The organism is Halobellus sp. MBLA0158 (assembly GCF_041477585.1).
GTDB classification, from domain to species: Archaea; Halobacteriota; Halobacteria; order Halobacteriales; family Haloferacaceae; genus Haloquadratum; species Haloquadratum rubicundus.
Map to the genome: position 1 here is coordinate 133711 of NZ_JBGNYA010000002.1, position 13651 is coordinate 147361.

The window sequence follows — 13651 nt, forward strand, 5'->3', positions numbered from 1 at the left end:
ACCAACCCATAGGTATCGAGAACGTGGCTGTTACTGAAGCACCACCTCTCTCGACGTGTACGATCCACATTGAACGACGAGGTGGTCGTGGCGACGCGGGAGCACGAGCGCTCGAACGACATCTTAGGCGTCTCTCCGGCGTCCACGATGTCGACGTCTCGTTTCGAACAGGGGACGCCCGGATCACCTACGACGGGAGCATCACCTCAGAAGAAACGATTCGAGACGCTGTCCGCGACCGCCACGTGTCCATTCAGGACGAATCTGAGACAGCAACGGATGACGTGAGCACCCGCTCGGAACTCAGGCGGGAGGTCGTGTTCGTCGGCTTGACCCTCCTCGGGATGGCGGTCGGCCTAGTGACGGGATGGCTCGAAGGTCCACAGCTTCTCATGTGGGCCGGATACGGCGTCGCATACGTCTTCGGTGGCTGGTACGGGCTCAAAGGCGCAATCGAAACGCTCCGGCACCGTGCGGTCGACATCGACCTGTTGATGATCGTCGCGGCACTCGGTGCCCTCTCGATTGGCGCACCATTCGAGGGCGCGATGCTGCTGTTTCTGTTTTCGCTGTCGAACACGCTCCAGCACTACGCGATTGGCCGCTCGCGACGGGCGATCAGGTCACTCGTCGAGATGCGGCCGGACGAAGCCCAGGTGCTACGCGACGGCGAGGAAGTCACCGTTCCCATCGACGACGTCGCCGTCGGTGACGTGTTCGTCGTTCGTCCCGGCGACAGAATCCCGCTCGACGGCGTCGTCACGTCCGGCGAGGGGACGGTCGATCAGGCGTCGCTCACCGGCGAGTCCGTGCCCGTGCCGAAGGAACCCGAGGACGAGGTGTTCGGTGGAACGATCAACGAGAGCGGGAGTCTCGAAATCGAAGTCACGCGGCAGGCCCACGAATCGGCGATCAGTCGCCTCATCCACATGGTCGAACGCGCCCAAAGTGAGAAGGCGCCGACACAGCGGCTCATCGACCGCCTCGAACAGCCGTACGTCCTCGGCGTGTTCGGGCTCACGATCGCAGCGATCGCCATCCCGCTCGCCCTCGGAAGCGAGTTCACTAGCACGTTCTACCGCGCGATGACCCTGATGGTCGCCGCCTCGCCGTGTGCGGTCATCATCTCCACGCCGGCGGCGGTGCTGTCGGCTATTGCCTCCGGTGGGAGGCAGGGCGTTCTGTTCAAGGGTGGCGAACACGTCGAGGCGGCGGCGAACATCGATGCGGTCGCGTTCGACAAGACGGGCACACTCACGCGGGGCGAGACACAGCTGACGGACGTGTTCGTCCGGGACGGCCTCGCGAACGAGTCGCTGACTGCCGACGAGCTGCTCTCGCTCGCAGCTTCCGTCCAGGCACGCTCGGAGCACCACCTCGCCCGTGCGACCGTCTCGAAAGCCGAAGCCCGCGCCCTCGACGTCCCCGACGCACGCCGGTTTCAGTCGGAGGCCGGGAAGGGAGTGCGCGCCGATGTCGACGACGGAACCATCCACATCGGGAATCGGAGTTACGTCGAGACGGTTCTCGAAGACGCTGCGATCGAGGGACTCGAACCCGGTCTCGACAGGCTTCGGACCCTGGAGGCGGAGGGGAAGACCAGCGTTCTCGTTGCCCGCGAGCACGCCGGCAACGCCACGGTACTGGGATGGCTTGCGTTCACCGACACGGTCCGCCCCGGGGCTGCAGAAATGATCGAGGACCTCCGGTCGCTCGGCGTGGAGCACATCGTTATGTTGACCGGCGACAACGAGCGCGTCGCCCAGCAGATCGCTGACGAAGTCGGTATCGACGAGGTGCAGGCGGAACTGCTGCCGGAAGAGAAGGTAGCGACCATCGAAGAGCTAGTCGAGCGATACGAGAACGTGGCGATGGTGGGTGACGGCGTGAACGACGCACCGGCACTGGCGACGGCGACTCTCGGGATCGCTATGGGTGGCGCCGGGACCGACGTTGCCCTAGAGACGGCTGACGTCGTGTTGATGGGCGACGACATCGGGAAGATTCCCTACGTGCTCGGACTCGGTCGCCGGACGCGCCGGACGCTGACAGTCAACCTCGCAATCGCCTTTGGTGCAATTGCGCTGATGGTTGGCACGATTCTGTTACGCGGTATCCCCTTACCGCTGGCCGTGGTCGGCCACGAGGGATCGACGGTCCTCGTGTCCCTGAACGGGCTTCGATTACTCGGCTTTCGAGAATAGGATGTAGTGTCTAGTCACGCTGTCTCGACGGTGAACAACGAGTCGTCGTCGAGGACGACTTGTATGCGACGGTGCCAGGCCTCTGCGAAGGCCCCCCGTTGCTTCTCGCTTGCGGACCCCTCTAGAATTCCCTGGAGATTCCCGATTGCGGGCCCACCGTCAGGAACGTCGCTGACGTGGTAGGTCACTTCGACGGTCTCCTCCGTGTCGGTTCGCCGGAACCGGAAAGTCGGATCCGCCGTGTCCGGGTCGAACGCGTCGAAGACGAGGAGGTCGCGGCGGCCGCCGTAGCCGCCGGCGAGCCCGCTGAATCCGTCGTCTTCGGTCGCGCCAGTGACGTACGAGATGATGCGGCTCATCACGCCATACGTGGCATCGTCCTGCGGGCCGGCCGCCTGCATCTCGATTTCGCTCCGGACTGGATAGTCGTCGGAATACAGAGAGTCGAGCCCCAACTGGACGATCCGGTAGGCGCCCGAGGCAGTCGGACAGGAGTGTCCCGCCTCTTTCACCGCGTCTCTATAGGTGATGACGAACGGGTCGCCCGGTTCGAGGACGCCGAGGGCCTCCGCGACAGGGTCGCGAATTTCGATCGGATCGACGTCGTAGTCTACCTTCCAATTGGTTCTAGTCTGGGTCTCGGCGCTCGCAGTCGAGTTCGATGTCATGAGTGGTGGTGATAATCGCATCTAGTGGTCAGTGGCGAAGCAGTCGCATCCCGTTGAGGATGACAACGAGGACGCTGGCCTCGTGGACCAACATTCCCGCGGCGAGGGAGACATAGCTGGTGAGCACGCCCGCGAGCAGGACGGTTACGGTCAGCACTGCGAGCCCGACGTTCTCGAGGACGTTCCAGCGCGTCGCCTTGCTGAGTTTGACCGCGTATGGGATCCGTTCGAGGTCGTCCGCCATCAGCGCCATATCCGCCGTTTCGATGGCGGTGTCCGTCCCGGCGGCACCCATCGCGATGCCGACGTCAGCGGTCGCCAGCGACGGCGCGTCGTTGATGCCGTCGCCGACCATCGCGACGACGTGTCCGTCGGCTTGGTAGGCCTCGATGACGGTCTGCTTGTCCTCGGGGAGGAGTTCGGCGCGGTACTCGTCGATGCCGACCTCCTCGGCAACGGCGGCGGCCGTCCGCTCGTTGTCGCCGGTGAGCATCACCGTCTCGATGCCGACGTCCTGAAGCGCCGCGACGACGTTAGGAGCTGCCTCCCGGGCCTCGTCCCGCAGTGCGATTGCGCCGATGATGTCCCCATCGCGGATGACGTGGACGACCGTTTCGCCGCGCTCCTCACGCCCGCGGACGTAGTCGGCGATTCGACTAGGGACGTTGATGTCGCGGTCCTCCAGCAGTGCGCGGTTGCCGACAACAACTTCGGTGCCATCGGTATGGGCGATAACGCCCTTACCAGCGACCACGTCGAAATCGTCCGGATCGGGAATCGACTGGAGGCTGGCGTCCGTCTCGTCCGCCTGGGCGACCGCCGCCCCACCGTCCGTCGCAGCAATCGGGCGCTCGCGGGCTGCGTCGACGATGGCGTCGGCGAGGTGGTGTTCGCTCTTCTTCTCGGCGGTCGCCGCGAGCGTGAGGACCTCGTCATCGGCGATACCGAACCCCTCGATGTCGGCCACGGTGGTCTCGCCCTTCGTGAGGGTGCCGGTCTTGTCGAAGGCGACGAGGTCGATCTTGCCGGCGCGTTCGAGGTGTTCGTCGCCCTTCATCAGCACGCCCGATCGGGCGGCGTTGCCGATGGCCGAGACGATGCTGACTGGCGGCCCGATCACCAACGCGCCCGGACAACCAATGACCAACAGCGTCAGCGACAGGATCGCGTTCTGCGTCACTGCATATGCGCCGATGGCCAGCACGATGACGGCCGGCGTGTAGTACTTCGCGAACCGGTCGATGAGACTCTCCGTGGGCGACTGGGCCTCTTGGGCCTCCTCGACGCGACGGATGATACGTTCGAGCGTCGTGTCCGAGCCCGCACCCGTCGTCTGGATTTCTAGCGCGCCCTCCTGGTTGACCGTCCCGGCGTAGACTTCGTCGCCGTCGGCCTTGTGGACGGGCGCGCTCTCGCCTGTGACCGGCGCCTGGTTGACGGCGCTTTTGCCGTCGACGACCTCGCCATCGACCGGAATCTTCCCGCCCGGCTTCACGACGACGACCTCGCCCTCTTCGACCTCCCGGGCGGGAACCTCTTGGAGTTCCCCGTCGCGACGGACGGTGGCCGTGTCGGGCGTCATCTCCAGGAGCTCCTGGAGGGCCGTCCGGGTCTTCCGTATGGTCCGGCCCTCGAGGTAGCTCCCGAGGCTGAACAGGAAGACGACGGCGGCAGCCTCCCAGTACTCTCCGATGACGATGGCACCGATAGCGGCCAGCGTCACCAGCGTCTTGATACCGAGCGTCCGGCTGGTGACCTCGTGGTAGGCGGTCTTGGCGATGTCGTAGCCACCCACAATCGTCGCCAGGACGAGGATGGCGGCGCTTGCCATCTCGAAACTCGTGAGGTAGCCCAGACTCCAACCACCGCTGTACAGCAGGCCGCTCGTCGCCGTGACGATTGCCTTCCGGTGTTTCCGGTAGTACTGCGTGATCGATTGTTTGTTCATGGTGTTAGGCGGGCTGGGGCGTGTAACCCTGGTTTTCGATGGTCTGTGCGAAGGCGTCGGGGTCAGCGACGCTGTCGTCATATTCGATCTCGACGCGGCCGGTCGCGTAGTGGACTTCGACGTGCTGGACACCGTCGATGTTCGACAGGGCGCGTTCGACGGTGCTCGCACAGGTCGGGCAGTCCAAGTCGAGGACACGGAACTGGGTTGTGTCGCTCATTACAGTTTGAGGTAGTGCCCGTACCCCAATAAGTATTTTTTAGATGATATGTTTGAATACGGATATAGGTGATTGGAACAGTCAAACGGGTCGTCTAGGGCTTTCGGTATCACGAATCCAGTAACCTGAGTTCAAAGCAGCGTCCCGCTAGCTTTTCCCGCCTGCTCATACTCAGTTCTCGTATGAGTAGTTCCGGTACCGACCACCGGCTTGAGGACATCGCGGTGCGAGACACGCGGGTTTCGGACGCCATCGACGAACCGATGCGGGCGATGATCCTCGATATCCTCTCTGAGGAGGCGCTGACCGCAACTGAGGTCCACGACCGTTTAGAGGACCGCGGCGTCGACCGCACGGAGAACACGGTTCGTCATCACATCAACGAGTTACGGGATGCCGGTCTCGTCGACGTCGTCCGCTTTGAGGAAGGGCGCGGTGGGACGACGAAGTACTACCACGCGAATACGATCGTCCTCTCGTACTCACTGCCGGCGTCAGCCGATGACGCTGTCGAGGAGATGATCGAGGCCGTTCAGCCCCAGATTGGGGATGCACTCGATACTCTCACAGAAGACCACGACGACGCGATAGCGGAGATCGTCGCAGATATGCAGCCGTGTGAGCACTGTCAGACCCAGAAGTACGAAACCTACGTGCTCCTGACTGTCCTCCGCCGGGCGTTCGTTCGTGCGCACCGAGATTCTTGAGCTTGCGCCCTGTACCGCTGTCAAGATCTCAATTCACCGTATGTATTAGTTATCCGGCGATATCCCTCATACACAGCTGGCAATCCGAGGGGAAGTGCGAAGACCCCGAACCCGAGTAGGATGTATCCGGCTACGTGCCGGCGTCGCACAGCTAGAACTGTCGCGGCGACGCCGACGAACGCAATCAGATAGGCAAGATTACTCCAGAGCACGTTGTACGAGGAGCAGTATAGCCAGCAGACGACCGTGTAGGAGGGAGCGTTCCAGGTCGGCGGATGAAGCTTCGGCCAGAAAAACCGGCAGTATGTCGTCCAGCTGAGCATCGCGAGCGCCGGAAGTCCAGCAAGCCACATCGGTGTTCCGAACGGCATCCAGTCTCCGAATCGTCTATAGCCAGCGAGGAATAGCGCGGGAAAGCCGATAATCCACAGCCAGATGCCGATAGTGTAGGTCATGGGCCAGTGTTCGATCCGGGGCTGTGCAATCGGTAATCGTAGAGACTCGGGCAGCGTCGCCCACGGGAACGAGGGATCGGGAACGGGATTCGTGAGGAACGCGACCAGACAGAGTCCAGTCCCGATGAGGAGCCCGTATAACCCCACCGTCGTGTATCGGTCAAGCCACGCTGGAAGTTGCGGACGGGGAGACTGTTGACGGTGGTCGGGGTAGCCGGTCATCCTTCAGCTTTGATGTCTCGTCGTAATCAGGTATCTCGTTCGAGTGCTTCGCGTCGCTGTTCGTATTCCTCGTCAGTCAGCTCCCCGCGAGCGTAGGCAAGCCGAAGCTCTTCGAGTGCTTGGTCCGAGTCACTCGCAGCTCCCGTGACTGCGCGATAGATGAGGTACCCACCACCGACGAGGGCAGCGAGGAACAGCAGCTGCATCACGATACCGACGATGAACATCCAGCCAGGCATCGTCCCGTCGCCCCACATGTGACCGCCCCACATCCCGCCCATCATCGGACCGAACCCCATCATCCCGAAGCCCATGAAGAACAACGGGAAGATGAATACAGCACCGATGATAACGAGGAGGAGCGTAACAAGTCGCGTATCGTCTGAATTTGTCGGCATATTGTGATCCCTCCGTGAGTTGGGGTTCTCAGATTATACTACGCACTAACTATTCAATGCGGTTGTGCCTTTGACCTGCGTGTTCCACCCGCCACAACTCTTTTGAATACCTACTCACTACGGCTTTGACCCGAACTATCTGAAGGAAAACTGCAATAGATGATCCACACGATGATACATCTATGCAGGTGACGATGGTCGAGGGTATCTTCGAAGCCCTCCGGATCGGTGTCGGATTCCTCTGGACGGCGGCGTGGGCTATCATTATGGGACTCACGATCACGAGTCTGGTCCAAGTCTATGTCTCCAAGGAGCGAATGGCACAGGTGTTGGGCGACGGTGATCTGAGCGGGCTCACCAAGGCGACTGCGTTCGGTGCGGCCAGTAGTGGCTGCAGTTTCGGCGCTGTCGCCATCGGGAAGGGACTGTTCAAGAAGGGAGCGCATACGGTCAACTTTCTCGCGTTCATGTTCGCGTCGACGAATCTGATCGTCGAACTCGGGCTGATGATTCTGATTCTGCTCGGCTGGGAGTTCCTTCTCGCGGAACTGCTGGGCGGTCTCATCCTCATCGCCGTGATGGCGGTGATCGTCCACCTCACGCTCCCCGAGAATCTCTTTGCCGAAGTTCGAGAAACGCTCAACGAGCGCGACCGTGAGGCGGGCGTCACCGAAGACCCGACCTGCGGGATGGAAGGCAAAGACGAATACACGCTCACGACCGACGGCGGTGAGACGCTCAAATTCTGCTCGGAGGGCTGTATGGAGACCTACCGCCAGGAGACGTCGAGTCGCGGCGGGTGGCGTGACGAGTTGCTGTCGTGGGGTGGCTGGTACAAAGTCGGGAATCAGTACCGCAAGGAGTGGTCGATGATCTGGAAAGACATCGTCGCTGGCTTCCTTATTTCTGGGTTCGTCATCGTCTTCGTCCCCCAGTGGGTCTGGAACACCCTGTTCATCCAGGGCGACGGGCTTCTCGTGACGGCCGAGAACGCGATTATGGGTGTCACCATCGCCGTGCTCAGTTTCGTTGGCAGTATGGGTAACGTCCCGTTCGCAGTCGCCCTGTGGGGCGGTGGCGTCAGCTTCGCCGGGATCATCGCGTTCGTCTACGCCGACCTCATCACGATTCCCGTGTTGAACGTCTACCGGAAGTACTACGGCTGGAAGATTATGCTGTACATCTTCGGCGTCTTCTTCGTCACGATGGCGTTCACCGGCTTCCTTATGGAACTGCTGTTCGACGCGCTAGGTATCGTTCCTGATCTGGCGGGCGGCGAGACGGCGACCGAGCAGACGTACTTCGAGCTCAACTACACGTTCTATCTTAACCTCATCGCGTTCGCGCTCTCCGGATTCCTGCTGTACGTCTATCGTCGCGGCCTCGGTGCGCCCAGCCAGTACCGCGACCCCGTCTGTGGTATGCGGACCGATGACAGCGAACCATCGGCGACGCACGACGGCGAGACGTACTACTTCTGCTCGCAGACCTGCAAGGAGACCTTCGAGAAGGATCCGGACGAATACGCCACCGGGCATCCGATGGTGATGGAGGGACATGACCACTAACGGACAGTTCGTCGAGGGTTCTACAGTATCGATTGAGTCCGTCGGTCGTTCTTGGGCACATCCGCTGACGTGACCATACCGAATATGCTCCCGTGACTCTTGAGCGGAGGGAATTGGAAGCCGAATTTATGTTACCCGCCTTTGAATTCCGACTGAATGTACGACCGAATCCTCCTGTCGACTGATGGAACTGTTGCATCTGAAGAGGCTGAAACGCACGCACTCGAGCTCGCAGCCGCCCACGACGCAGTCCTTCATGTGCTCTACGTCGTCGACGAGGATGTCGTGACTGCGTACAGCGGGGACGAGTACGTCGACGAGGCTGAAGGACCCGAACACGGTCTCGAAGAACACGGCGATGAGACGCTTTCGGAACTCCGACACCGAGCCGCAGAGGCCGATGTCGATGTCGAGACGTCGATGCAACATGGCCGCCCCGCTGAGACTATCGTGAACCACGCAGACGACTGTGACGCCGATCTCCTCGTGCTCGGCACCAAACGCCGGCCGGACGAATATCGGGCGTTGCTCGGAAGTGTCACCGACCGCGTTCTCCGATTGACGACGCGTCCGGCAACCGTCGTGAAAACTGAAGTCAGCGAATAGGAAACGACCGCCCTCTACCGTCCATCATCTGGTGTGAGGCGGGCGCGACGGCGGTCGAATTCCTCGTCGTCGATCTCGCCACGGGCGTACCGCTCTTGGAGGACCGCGAGTGCGCTATCCTCGGCGGGGCCGTTCGATTGCGGCCGCGTCCCCAGCCAGTAGATGAGACCGAGGGGGACGACGACGAGGAGTGCCATCCACAGGAGACCGAACAGCATCATCCCCCAGCCCCAGCCACCCCAGCCGGTTATGTGGCCATCGTTCCACATGCCGTCATGCCAGCCCCACATCATTGCATCTGGGACGGTCGCGTGCGTTAGCGCCATTCCGGCGACGACGGCCAGTGCCAGCGCTCCAACGACGATGAGTCCCAGAGAACGAATCCCGCGTGCTTGAATTGGATTTTGCATTGTTGTACTCCCAAAGGGCTCGGCGTGGTTAGCCGAGGATGTATTCGAGGGCGGGGTAGCGCTCGACGAGCGTCTCGCCGCCGACGTCCATCGCGAACGGCATCCACCATCTCGACCGCTCGGAGGACGTCGACGCCATCATCGTCGGTCGGGGCGGTGGGAGCGATTCGAACCTCCAAGCCTTCAACACCAAGCGGGTTGCGAAGGCGATCTTCACCGCGAATACCCCGGTGGTCACCGCGCTTGGACACACCGATGACCGGCTCATCGCGGATCAGGTGGCGGACGTCGCGACGATCACGCCGACAGCCGCCGGCGAGTATATCGTGAACTCCCGCCAAGAGTTCCTTGCGAGTGAGATCGAGCCGCTGGAGCAACAGCTCGACGCCGCGTACGAGACTTTCCAGCAGGACCACGAACACGAACAGGAGCTCGCCGAAGCAGTCGATGAAGCGACCGCACCCGAGGGCCTCCCACCGATTTACTACAAGGTCGCCATCGTAGTGCTGCTGTTGCTATTGTTGGTCATCACCGGGCTTTGGTTGGGGGTGATCTAACCGTGGCAAAAGACTCCGAAATCCACGATCGGGTGAGTCGCGTCGAGGAGATTATTGAACAGCTCGACGCGGACGAGTGCGACCTCGATGAAGGTACTGCACTCCACGAGGAAGGTGAGGAACTCTTGGCCGAAGTGCGAGAGATCCTCGACGAGGGGAGTGGCGAAGTTGTAGAGCTCGAGTAAGCGAGCTGATTCTCAGCTTTAACCAACAGATTCCCCATCGCACTCGGCAAGTGTTGGTTAATACCTTTCTACGAGGGCAACAAGTAATTTGGTTATAATTTACTCAACAAATTTGCAGTTATTGCTGGCCAGAAAGCATTTAGGTATCATCCAGCCACCGCGCCAATATGTACCGGGACTCAGCCGGTGCATACCCATACCCGCATGTATGATCACGAGGTCAGTCACCATCGAGGACATCGATGACCTGTACCTGATGTGGAACGACCACATCAACGCCTCCGCCCTCTATCGCCGCGCCCTCCGCGAGGAAATGGAAGTCCGCGGTGTTGACCCCGATGAACTCCGCGACCTCCTCGAACGGGCCCGCGAGCAGGGCTACACGCTCGAAGAGATCGCAGAAGACACCAACCGCTTCGACGACCTCCAGTCGCTCGTCGAAGAGCAGCAGAACCAGCCCACGGCTGGAGACGCCACTGACGACTAACCCGCTATGTCACAGGATCAGACTCCCTCCGACCCTGAACGTAGCGTCGAAAACCAGTCACCGCTGACCGGGAAGATCCCTCGACAGGCAGCGCTCACCGTCGTCCTCCTGGGCCTGTTCGCTGTCCAGCCGGTCGCCGCCCAGAGTAACGCGGTCTGTAGCGCAGACAACCTCCCGAGTATGATTGAGGGGTTCTTCCAGCTGACCACCGCGCTGGGAATCGTCGGCCTCGCCATCGTCTGGCAGGCTGACTCCCTCATCGAGATGTTCACCCTCAATCCCGAGCAGAAGAAGGGCCTCAAGCGCCACAAGCGCTCGGCGATGAAGTCCGCGGTCGTCCTCGTCGTGCTCGGCCCGCTGTACACCGTCGCCGGGTCGATGATGGGCCTCCCGCTGGCGCAGTGCGTCGACCTCGTCCCCTGGTAACCACCCCGCAGTCCCCGTTGCGAGCCCTATGAACCATCGAGAGCTCTCCGTGCTCATGGCCGGCTTGCTCGCGACGAGCCTAGTCACGGGTATCGTCGCCGCTGACCCGCCGCGACCAGGTACGGAGGGGAACGGGCTCACGGAAAACGAGTCGGCAACGCTGTGGTCACGTGATGCGGACAGCTACATCACGCAAGAGGAGTACCGCCAGCGCTACGGCGAGAACCGCTCCGCTGTCCATCAGGTCGCCAACGGAACGGACATTACGTTCAAACGACCGCCGGCGACTGCGGCGACGTGGACGCGGAACGACTTCGAGGACCTCGACGCCGGCGGCCCAGATACGTCCGTGCATCCACCGCACGCGGACCTCGAGGACGGCGTCTTCATCGAGGATACTCACGCGACGATCTTCGCAGTCCAGCCCTCTACTCGTGGACACCTCGAGTCCGGTGAAACCCCACTGTACATCGCACCGAATGGGACGATGCGCGGGTTCGTTGATTACCGCGTTCGTGTGCCCAACGGGAGTTCCTCCGGCAACACGACTATTTCGTGGTCGCTCACGGAGCACGAGATCGAAGAAGTCCGGTTGAAGAAGAACGGCGAGACCATCGCCGAGCGTTACGGGGCCCATACGCCTGCCCTCGGCTACCAGATCGAGGACGACTGGAGTGCGAATCTCACGCTGGAAGCGGAGATTAGCGTCCGGCTGAAGAAGACCGTCAGAACCGACCTGGGTGACCAGACGGACGTCGACGTTACCTATCGGACGGAAACACGGAACGTCTCCGATTCAATCGCCGTCGAGATCTACGACCTCTCGGCGTACCCCTACTACGCCGAGTATCCGAACGGCGATGCCGGCGTGGCCATCTTCCAGTCGCGGCCGTGGCAGGGGTACACGCTCACGGAGGACGGTGAGGCACGGGTCCGTGGCATCTGGCGGTTCTACACCGCTCGGAACACCAACTGGGACACGCTCGTCCGGTCAAATCGCACGGATAGCGCCACCATCGAGTCAGACGCAATTCCGGTGTACGTCCACGCCTATCCCTCGCGGATCGGGCCGCGTGCCGAGCCGGTCCGAAACGGACCGGAACTCATCGAGACCTGGGGGACTGACCGCCCGTCACCAGTCGGCACCATCGGTGAGAACATCAATATCGACATCGTCAACCAGTCGTACACGACGACGTACGGCGTCGCCGTTCGAGCTGATAACGTCGATCGAGAGGCGCTGCACGTAGCGGGCATCGTCCGGGGCGTGAATGCGTCAATCGTCGGGCCGGACGCCGGCTCCAAGCGACAACTCCGTCGCAGCAATCTCACTGTCGAAGTCATCCAGCAGAATCAGTCGCAAGCGACGCTCAGGGTCGAACTGCGGGACAATCAAACTGGTGCGCCGATCGCGCTCGACGATAGCCGTCAGTATCCAATTGGCGGCACCACCCGAAACGGGTACATCACGGTCGCGGATCAGCGCGTCGAGACCAACGCCTCGGGGGTGGCGATCGTGACCGTCGACGAACCGGGCATCTACACGGCTCGGTACCATCCGGGCTCGTGGCTCGGTCACGACCCGGCGTACGTGAGTGATACCGCGACGGCCCGCTGGCACCCACTCGGGACGATCGACGGCTGGTTTGCGCTGGTGTTTGAGGTCGGCTGGCAGGTCCTGCCGTTCTTCGTGATGTTCTACGCTGGCAAGCGCCTCCTGCGGATGCTCGGCCCAGAAGACATCTTCGGACAAAACCCATGACTCAGGACAATCCCCACCTCAGTAGACGGACCGCCCTCCGAACAGTCGCCGGCGCCGCTCTCGCGAGCGTGGCCGGATGCCTCAACAACGGCGATTCCCCGGGTGGCGGGAACTCAACGCCGTCTGATGAAGGAGGAGTCATCCAGGAAGTCACTGTAGAGGGGACAGAACTCGTCGTTGAATACTCCTCAGAGGAGGAAGTCGACCAGATCAATCTCGTCCAGCCGAATGGGGAACTGTTCGGTCAGCGAGAAACCGCTGCTGGGTCACAGCAGGTCTCTTTCGAGATCGGGACTTCCTACGAGCCTGGAGAGTATACTGTCGTGGCCCTCAGCGGTGAAGAAACGCTAGCTGAGAGTTCCTCAGTGATTCAGCCGGAAATTGGAATTCAAGAGGTCGGTCTTTACCGGAATAACCCTGAGAAGCCGTGGGACGAAGTCTACGGAGACACCGAGACGGATCGGCTAAAGAACGGGGAAGCGTACGTCACCGTCGAAAACACCGGAAGCGGACCAGAAGCGATTGTTGAGTTAATTTTCTCCGGCGATGTTCCAAACCCTGTCGAAGATCCCCGAGGTAGCGGGATGTATGAAACCGAGCAGGTGGTGATCTCGCCGGGAGAAACTACCGACCTGTTCAGTAGTTCGTTCCCGTTTGGTTCCGAATCTGAGGAGGGAATGGGATGCTCCCCGGACGGGAACAGCGGCCAGTTCACGGTCACAGTCCGAACCCAGGTTGGCGGCGACCAGGTATCGAGATCCTTCGATGTACAGTACTCCGGATCCACGGAGATGAGTGACTGCGAGGTTTCAATCACGGAGGCCTAAC

The 13651-nt window shown here is 61.4% G+C and carries 16 protein-coding genes; 10 read left to right on the forward strand and 6 right to left on the reverse strand.

Translation table 11 applies throughout. The annotated features are described in order from the left end of the window. Positions 1-23 precede the first annotated feature (23 nt). Entirely contained in the window at positions 24-2204 is a 2181-nt protein-coding gene (locus tag OS889_RS16525) for a heavy metal translocating P-type ATPase (RefSeq protein WP_372391913.1), read from the forward strand. 14 nt (positions 2205-2218) lie between these two features. Here the strand turns inward: OS889_RS16525 and OS889_RS16530 are convergent, their stop codons facing one another. From OS889_RS16530 to OS889_RS16540, 3 genes are read right to left on the reverse strand one after another with little or no spacing between them, the layout of a single operon-like run. After that, positions 2219-2872, reverse strand: a complete 654-nt coding sequence (locus OS889_RS16530) for a hypothetical protein (RefSeq protein WP_372391916.1) — start codon at positions 2870-2872, stop codon at positions 2219-2221. A gap of 28 nt (positions 2873-2900) precedes the next feature. After that, positions 2901-4820 carry a heavy metal translocating P-type ATPase gene (locus OS889_RS16535; protein ID WP_372391918.1) on the reverse strand — a complete coding sequence of 640 codons (1920 nt, stop codon included), beginning with the start codon at positions 4818-4820 and terminating at the stop codon, positions 2901-2903. A gap of 4 nt (positions 4821-4824) precedes the next feature. Beyond that, complete coding sequence (locus OS889_RS16540; RefSeq protein ID WP_372391920.1) at positions 4825-5040, reverse strand: heavy-metal-associated domain-containing protein; 216 nt, start codon at positions 5038-5040, stop codon at positions 4825-4827. Positions 5041-5222: 182 nt separating this feature from the next. Between OS889_RS16540 and OS889_RS16545 the strand changes: the two genes are divergently transcribed. Beyond that, a complete protein-coding gene (locus OS889_RS16545) occupies positions 5223-5747 on the forward strand; it encodes an ArsR/SmtB family transcription factor (RefSeq protein WP_372391922.1) in 525 nt (174 codons plus the stop codon). A gap of 20 nt (positions 5748-5767) precedes the next feature. Here OS889_RS16545 and OS889_RS16550 read toward each other — a convergent pair whose 3' ends face one another. Together OS889_RS16550 and OS889_RS16555 are read right to left on the reverse strand one after the other, a co-directional pair. Then, complete coding sequence (locus OS889_RS16550) at positions 5768-6424, reverse strand: hypothetical protein (RefSeq protein WP_372391924.1); 657 nt, start codon at positions 6422-6424, stop codon at positions 5768-5770. Positions 6425-6450: 26 nt separating this feature from the next. Then, positions 6451-6822, reverse strand: coding sequence for an SHOCT domain-containing protein (locus OS889_RS16555; RefSeq protein WP_372391926.1), 372 nt, complete (start codon positions 6820-6822; stop codon positions 6451-6453). 182 nt (positions 6823-7004) lie between these two features. Between OS889_RS16555 and OS889_RS16560 the strand changes: the two genes are divergently transcribed. Both OS889_RS16560 and OS889_RS16565 read left to right on the forward strand, forming a co-directional pair. Beyond that, complete coding sequence (locus OS889_RS16560) at positions 7005-8390, forward strand: permease (protein WP_372391929.1); 1386 nt, start codon at positions 7005-7007, stop codon at positions 8388-8390. A gap of 156 nt (positions 8391-8546) precedes the next feature. Then, positions 8547-8996 (forward strand): universal stress protein, encoded by a 450-nt coding sequence (locus OS889_RS16565; RefSeq protein ID WP_372391931.1) that lies wholly within the window; start codon positions 8547-8549, stop codon positions 8994-8996. Between the two features lie 14 nt (positions 8997-9010). Here OS889_RS16565 and OS889_RS16570 read toward each other — a convergent pair whose 3' ends face one another. Next, entirely contained in the window at positions 9011-9265 is a 255-nt protein-coding gene (locus OS889_RS16570; RefSeq protein ID WP_372391934.1) for an SHOCT domain-containing protein, read from the reverse strand. Positions 9266-9546: 281 nt separating this feature from the next. Between OS889_RS16570 and OS889_RS16575 the strand changes: the two genes are divergently transcribed. The 6 genes from OS889_RS16575 to OS889_RS16600 all read left to right on the forward strand — a co-directional run bounded on the left by OS889_RS16575 (position 9547) and on the right by OS889_RS16600 (position 13650). Beyond that, entirely contained in the window at positions 9547-9963 is a 417-nt protein-coding gene (locus OS889_RS16575; RefSeq protein WP_372392018.1) for an exodeoxyribonuclease VII large subunit, read from the forward strand. 2 nt (positions 9964-9965) lie between these two features. Then, positions 9966-10148 carry an exodeoxyribonuclease VII small subunit gene (gene xseB, locus OS889_RS16580; RefSeq protein ID WP_188880228.1) on the forward strand — a complete coding sequence of 61 codons (183 nt, stop codon included), beginning with the start codon at positions 9966-9968 and terminating at the stop codon, positions 10146-10148. Positions 10149-10356: 208 nt separating this feature from the next. Beyond that, positions 10357-10635 (forward strand): hypothetical protein, encoded by a 279-nt coding sequence (locus OS889_RS16585; protein ID WP_008364407.1) that lies wholly within the window; start codon positions 10357-10359, stop codon positions 10633-10635. A gap of 6 nt (positions 10636-10641) precedes the next feature. Next, a complete protein-coding gene (locus OS889_RS16590) occupies positions 10642-11061 on the forward strand; it encodes a DUF7985 family protein (protein ID WP_372391937.1) in 420 nt (139 codons plus the stop codon). A 28-nt stretch (positions 11062-11089) separates the two neighbouring features. After that, positions 11090-12823, forward strand: coding sequence for a DUF8186 domain-containing protein (locus OS889_RS16595; protein ID WP_372391939.1), 1734 nt, complete (start codon positions 11090-11092; stop codon positions 12821-12823). Continuing rightward, a complete protein-coding gene (locus OS889_RS16600; RefSeq protein WP_372391942.1) occupies positions 12820-13650 on the forward strand; it encodes a hypothetical protein in 831 nt (276 codons plus the stop codon). The genes OS889_RS16595 and OS889_RS16600 overlap by 4 nt, the downstream gene beginning before the upstream one ends. Position 13651 lies beyond the last annotated feature (1 nt).

Bases quoted from the DNA above. Each gene is read 5' to 3' on its own strand.
- OS889_RS16530 (WP_372391916.1), bottom strand. From the start codon at position 2,872: ATGACATCGAACTCGACTGCGAGCGCCGAGACCCAGACTAGAACCAAT.
- OS889_RS16535 (WP_372391918.1), bottom strand. From the start codon at position 4,820: ATGAACAAACAATCGATCACGCAGTACTACCGGAAACACCGGAAGGCA.
- OS889_RS16540 (WP_372391920.1), bottom strand. From the start codon at position 5,040: ATGAGCGACACAACCCAGTTCCGTGTCCTCGACTTGGACTGCCCGACC.
- OS889_RS16545 (WP_372391922.1), top strand. From the start codon at position 5,223: ATGAGTAGTTCCGGTACCGACCACCGGCTTGAGGACATCGCGGTGCGA.
- OS889_RS16550 (WP_372391924.1), bottom strand. From the start codon at position 6,424: ATGACCGGCTACCCCGACCACCGTCAACAGTCTCCCCGTCCGCAACTT.
- OS889_RS16555 (WP_372391926.1), bottom strand. From the start codon at position 6,822: ATGCCGACAAATTCAGACGATACGCGACTTGTTACGCTCCTCCTCGTT.
- OS889_RS16560 (WP_372391929.1), top strand. From the start codon at position 7,005: ATGCAGGTGACGATGGTCGAGGGTATCTTCGAAGCCCTCCGGATCGGT.
- OS889_RS16565 (WP_372391931.1), top strand. From the start codon at position 8,547: ATGTACGACCGAATCCTCCTGTCGACTGATGGAACTGTTGCATCTGAA.
- OS889_RS16570 (WP_372391934.1), bottom strand. From the start codon at position 9,265: ATGTGGAACGATGGCCACATAACCGGCTGGGGTGGCTGGGGCTGGGGG.
- OS889_RS16585 (WP_008364407.1), top strand. From the start codon at position 10,357: ATGATCACGAGGTCAGTCACCATCGAGGACATCGATGACCTGTACCTG.
- OS889_RS16590 (WP_372391937.1), top strand. From the start codon at position 10,642: ATGTCACAGGATCAGACTCCCTCCGACCCTGAACGTAGCGTCGAAAAC.
- OS889_RS16595 (WP_372391939.1), top strand. From the start codon at position 11,090: ATGAACCATCGAGAGCTCTCCGTGCTCATGGCCGGCTTGCTCGCGACG.
- OS889_RS16600 (WP_372391942.1), top strand. From the start codon at position 12,820: ATGACTCAGGACAATCCCCACCTCAGTAGACGGACCGCCCTCCGAACA.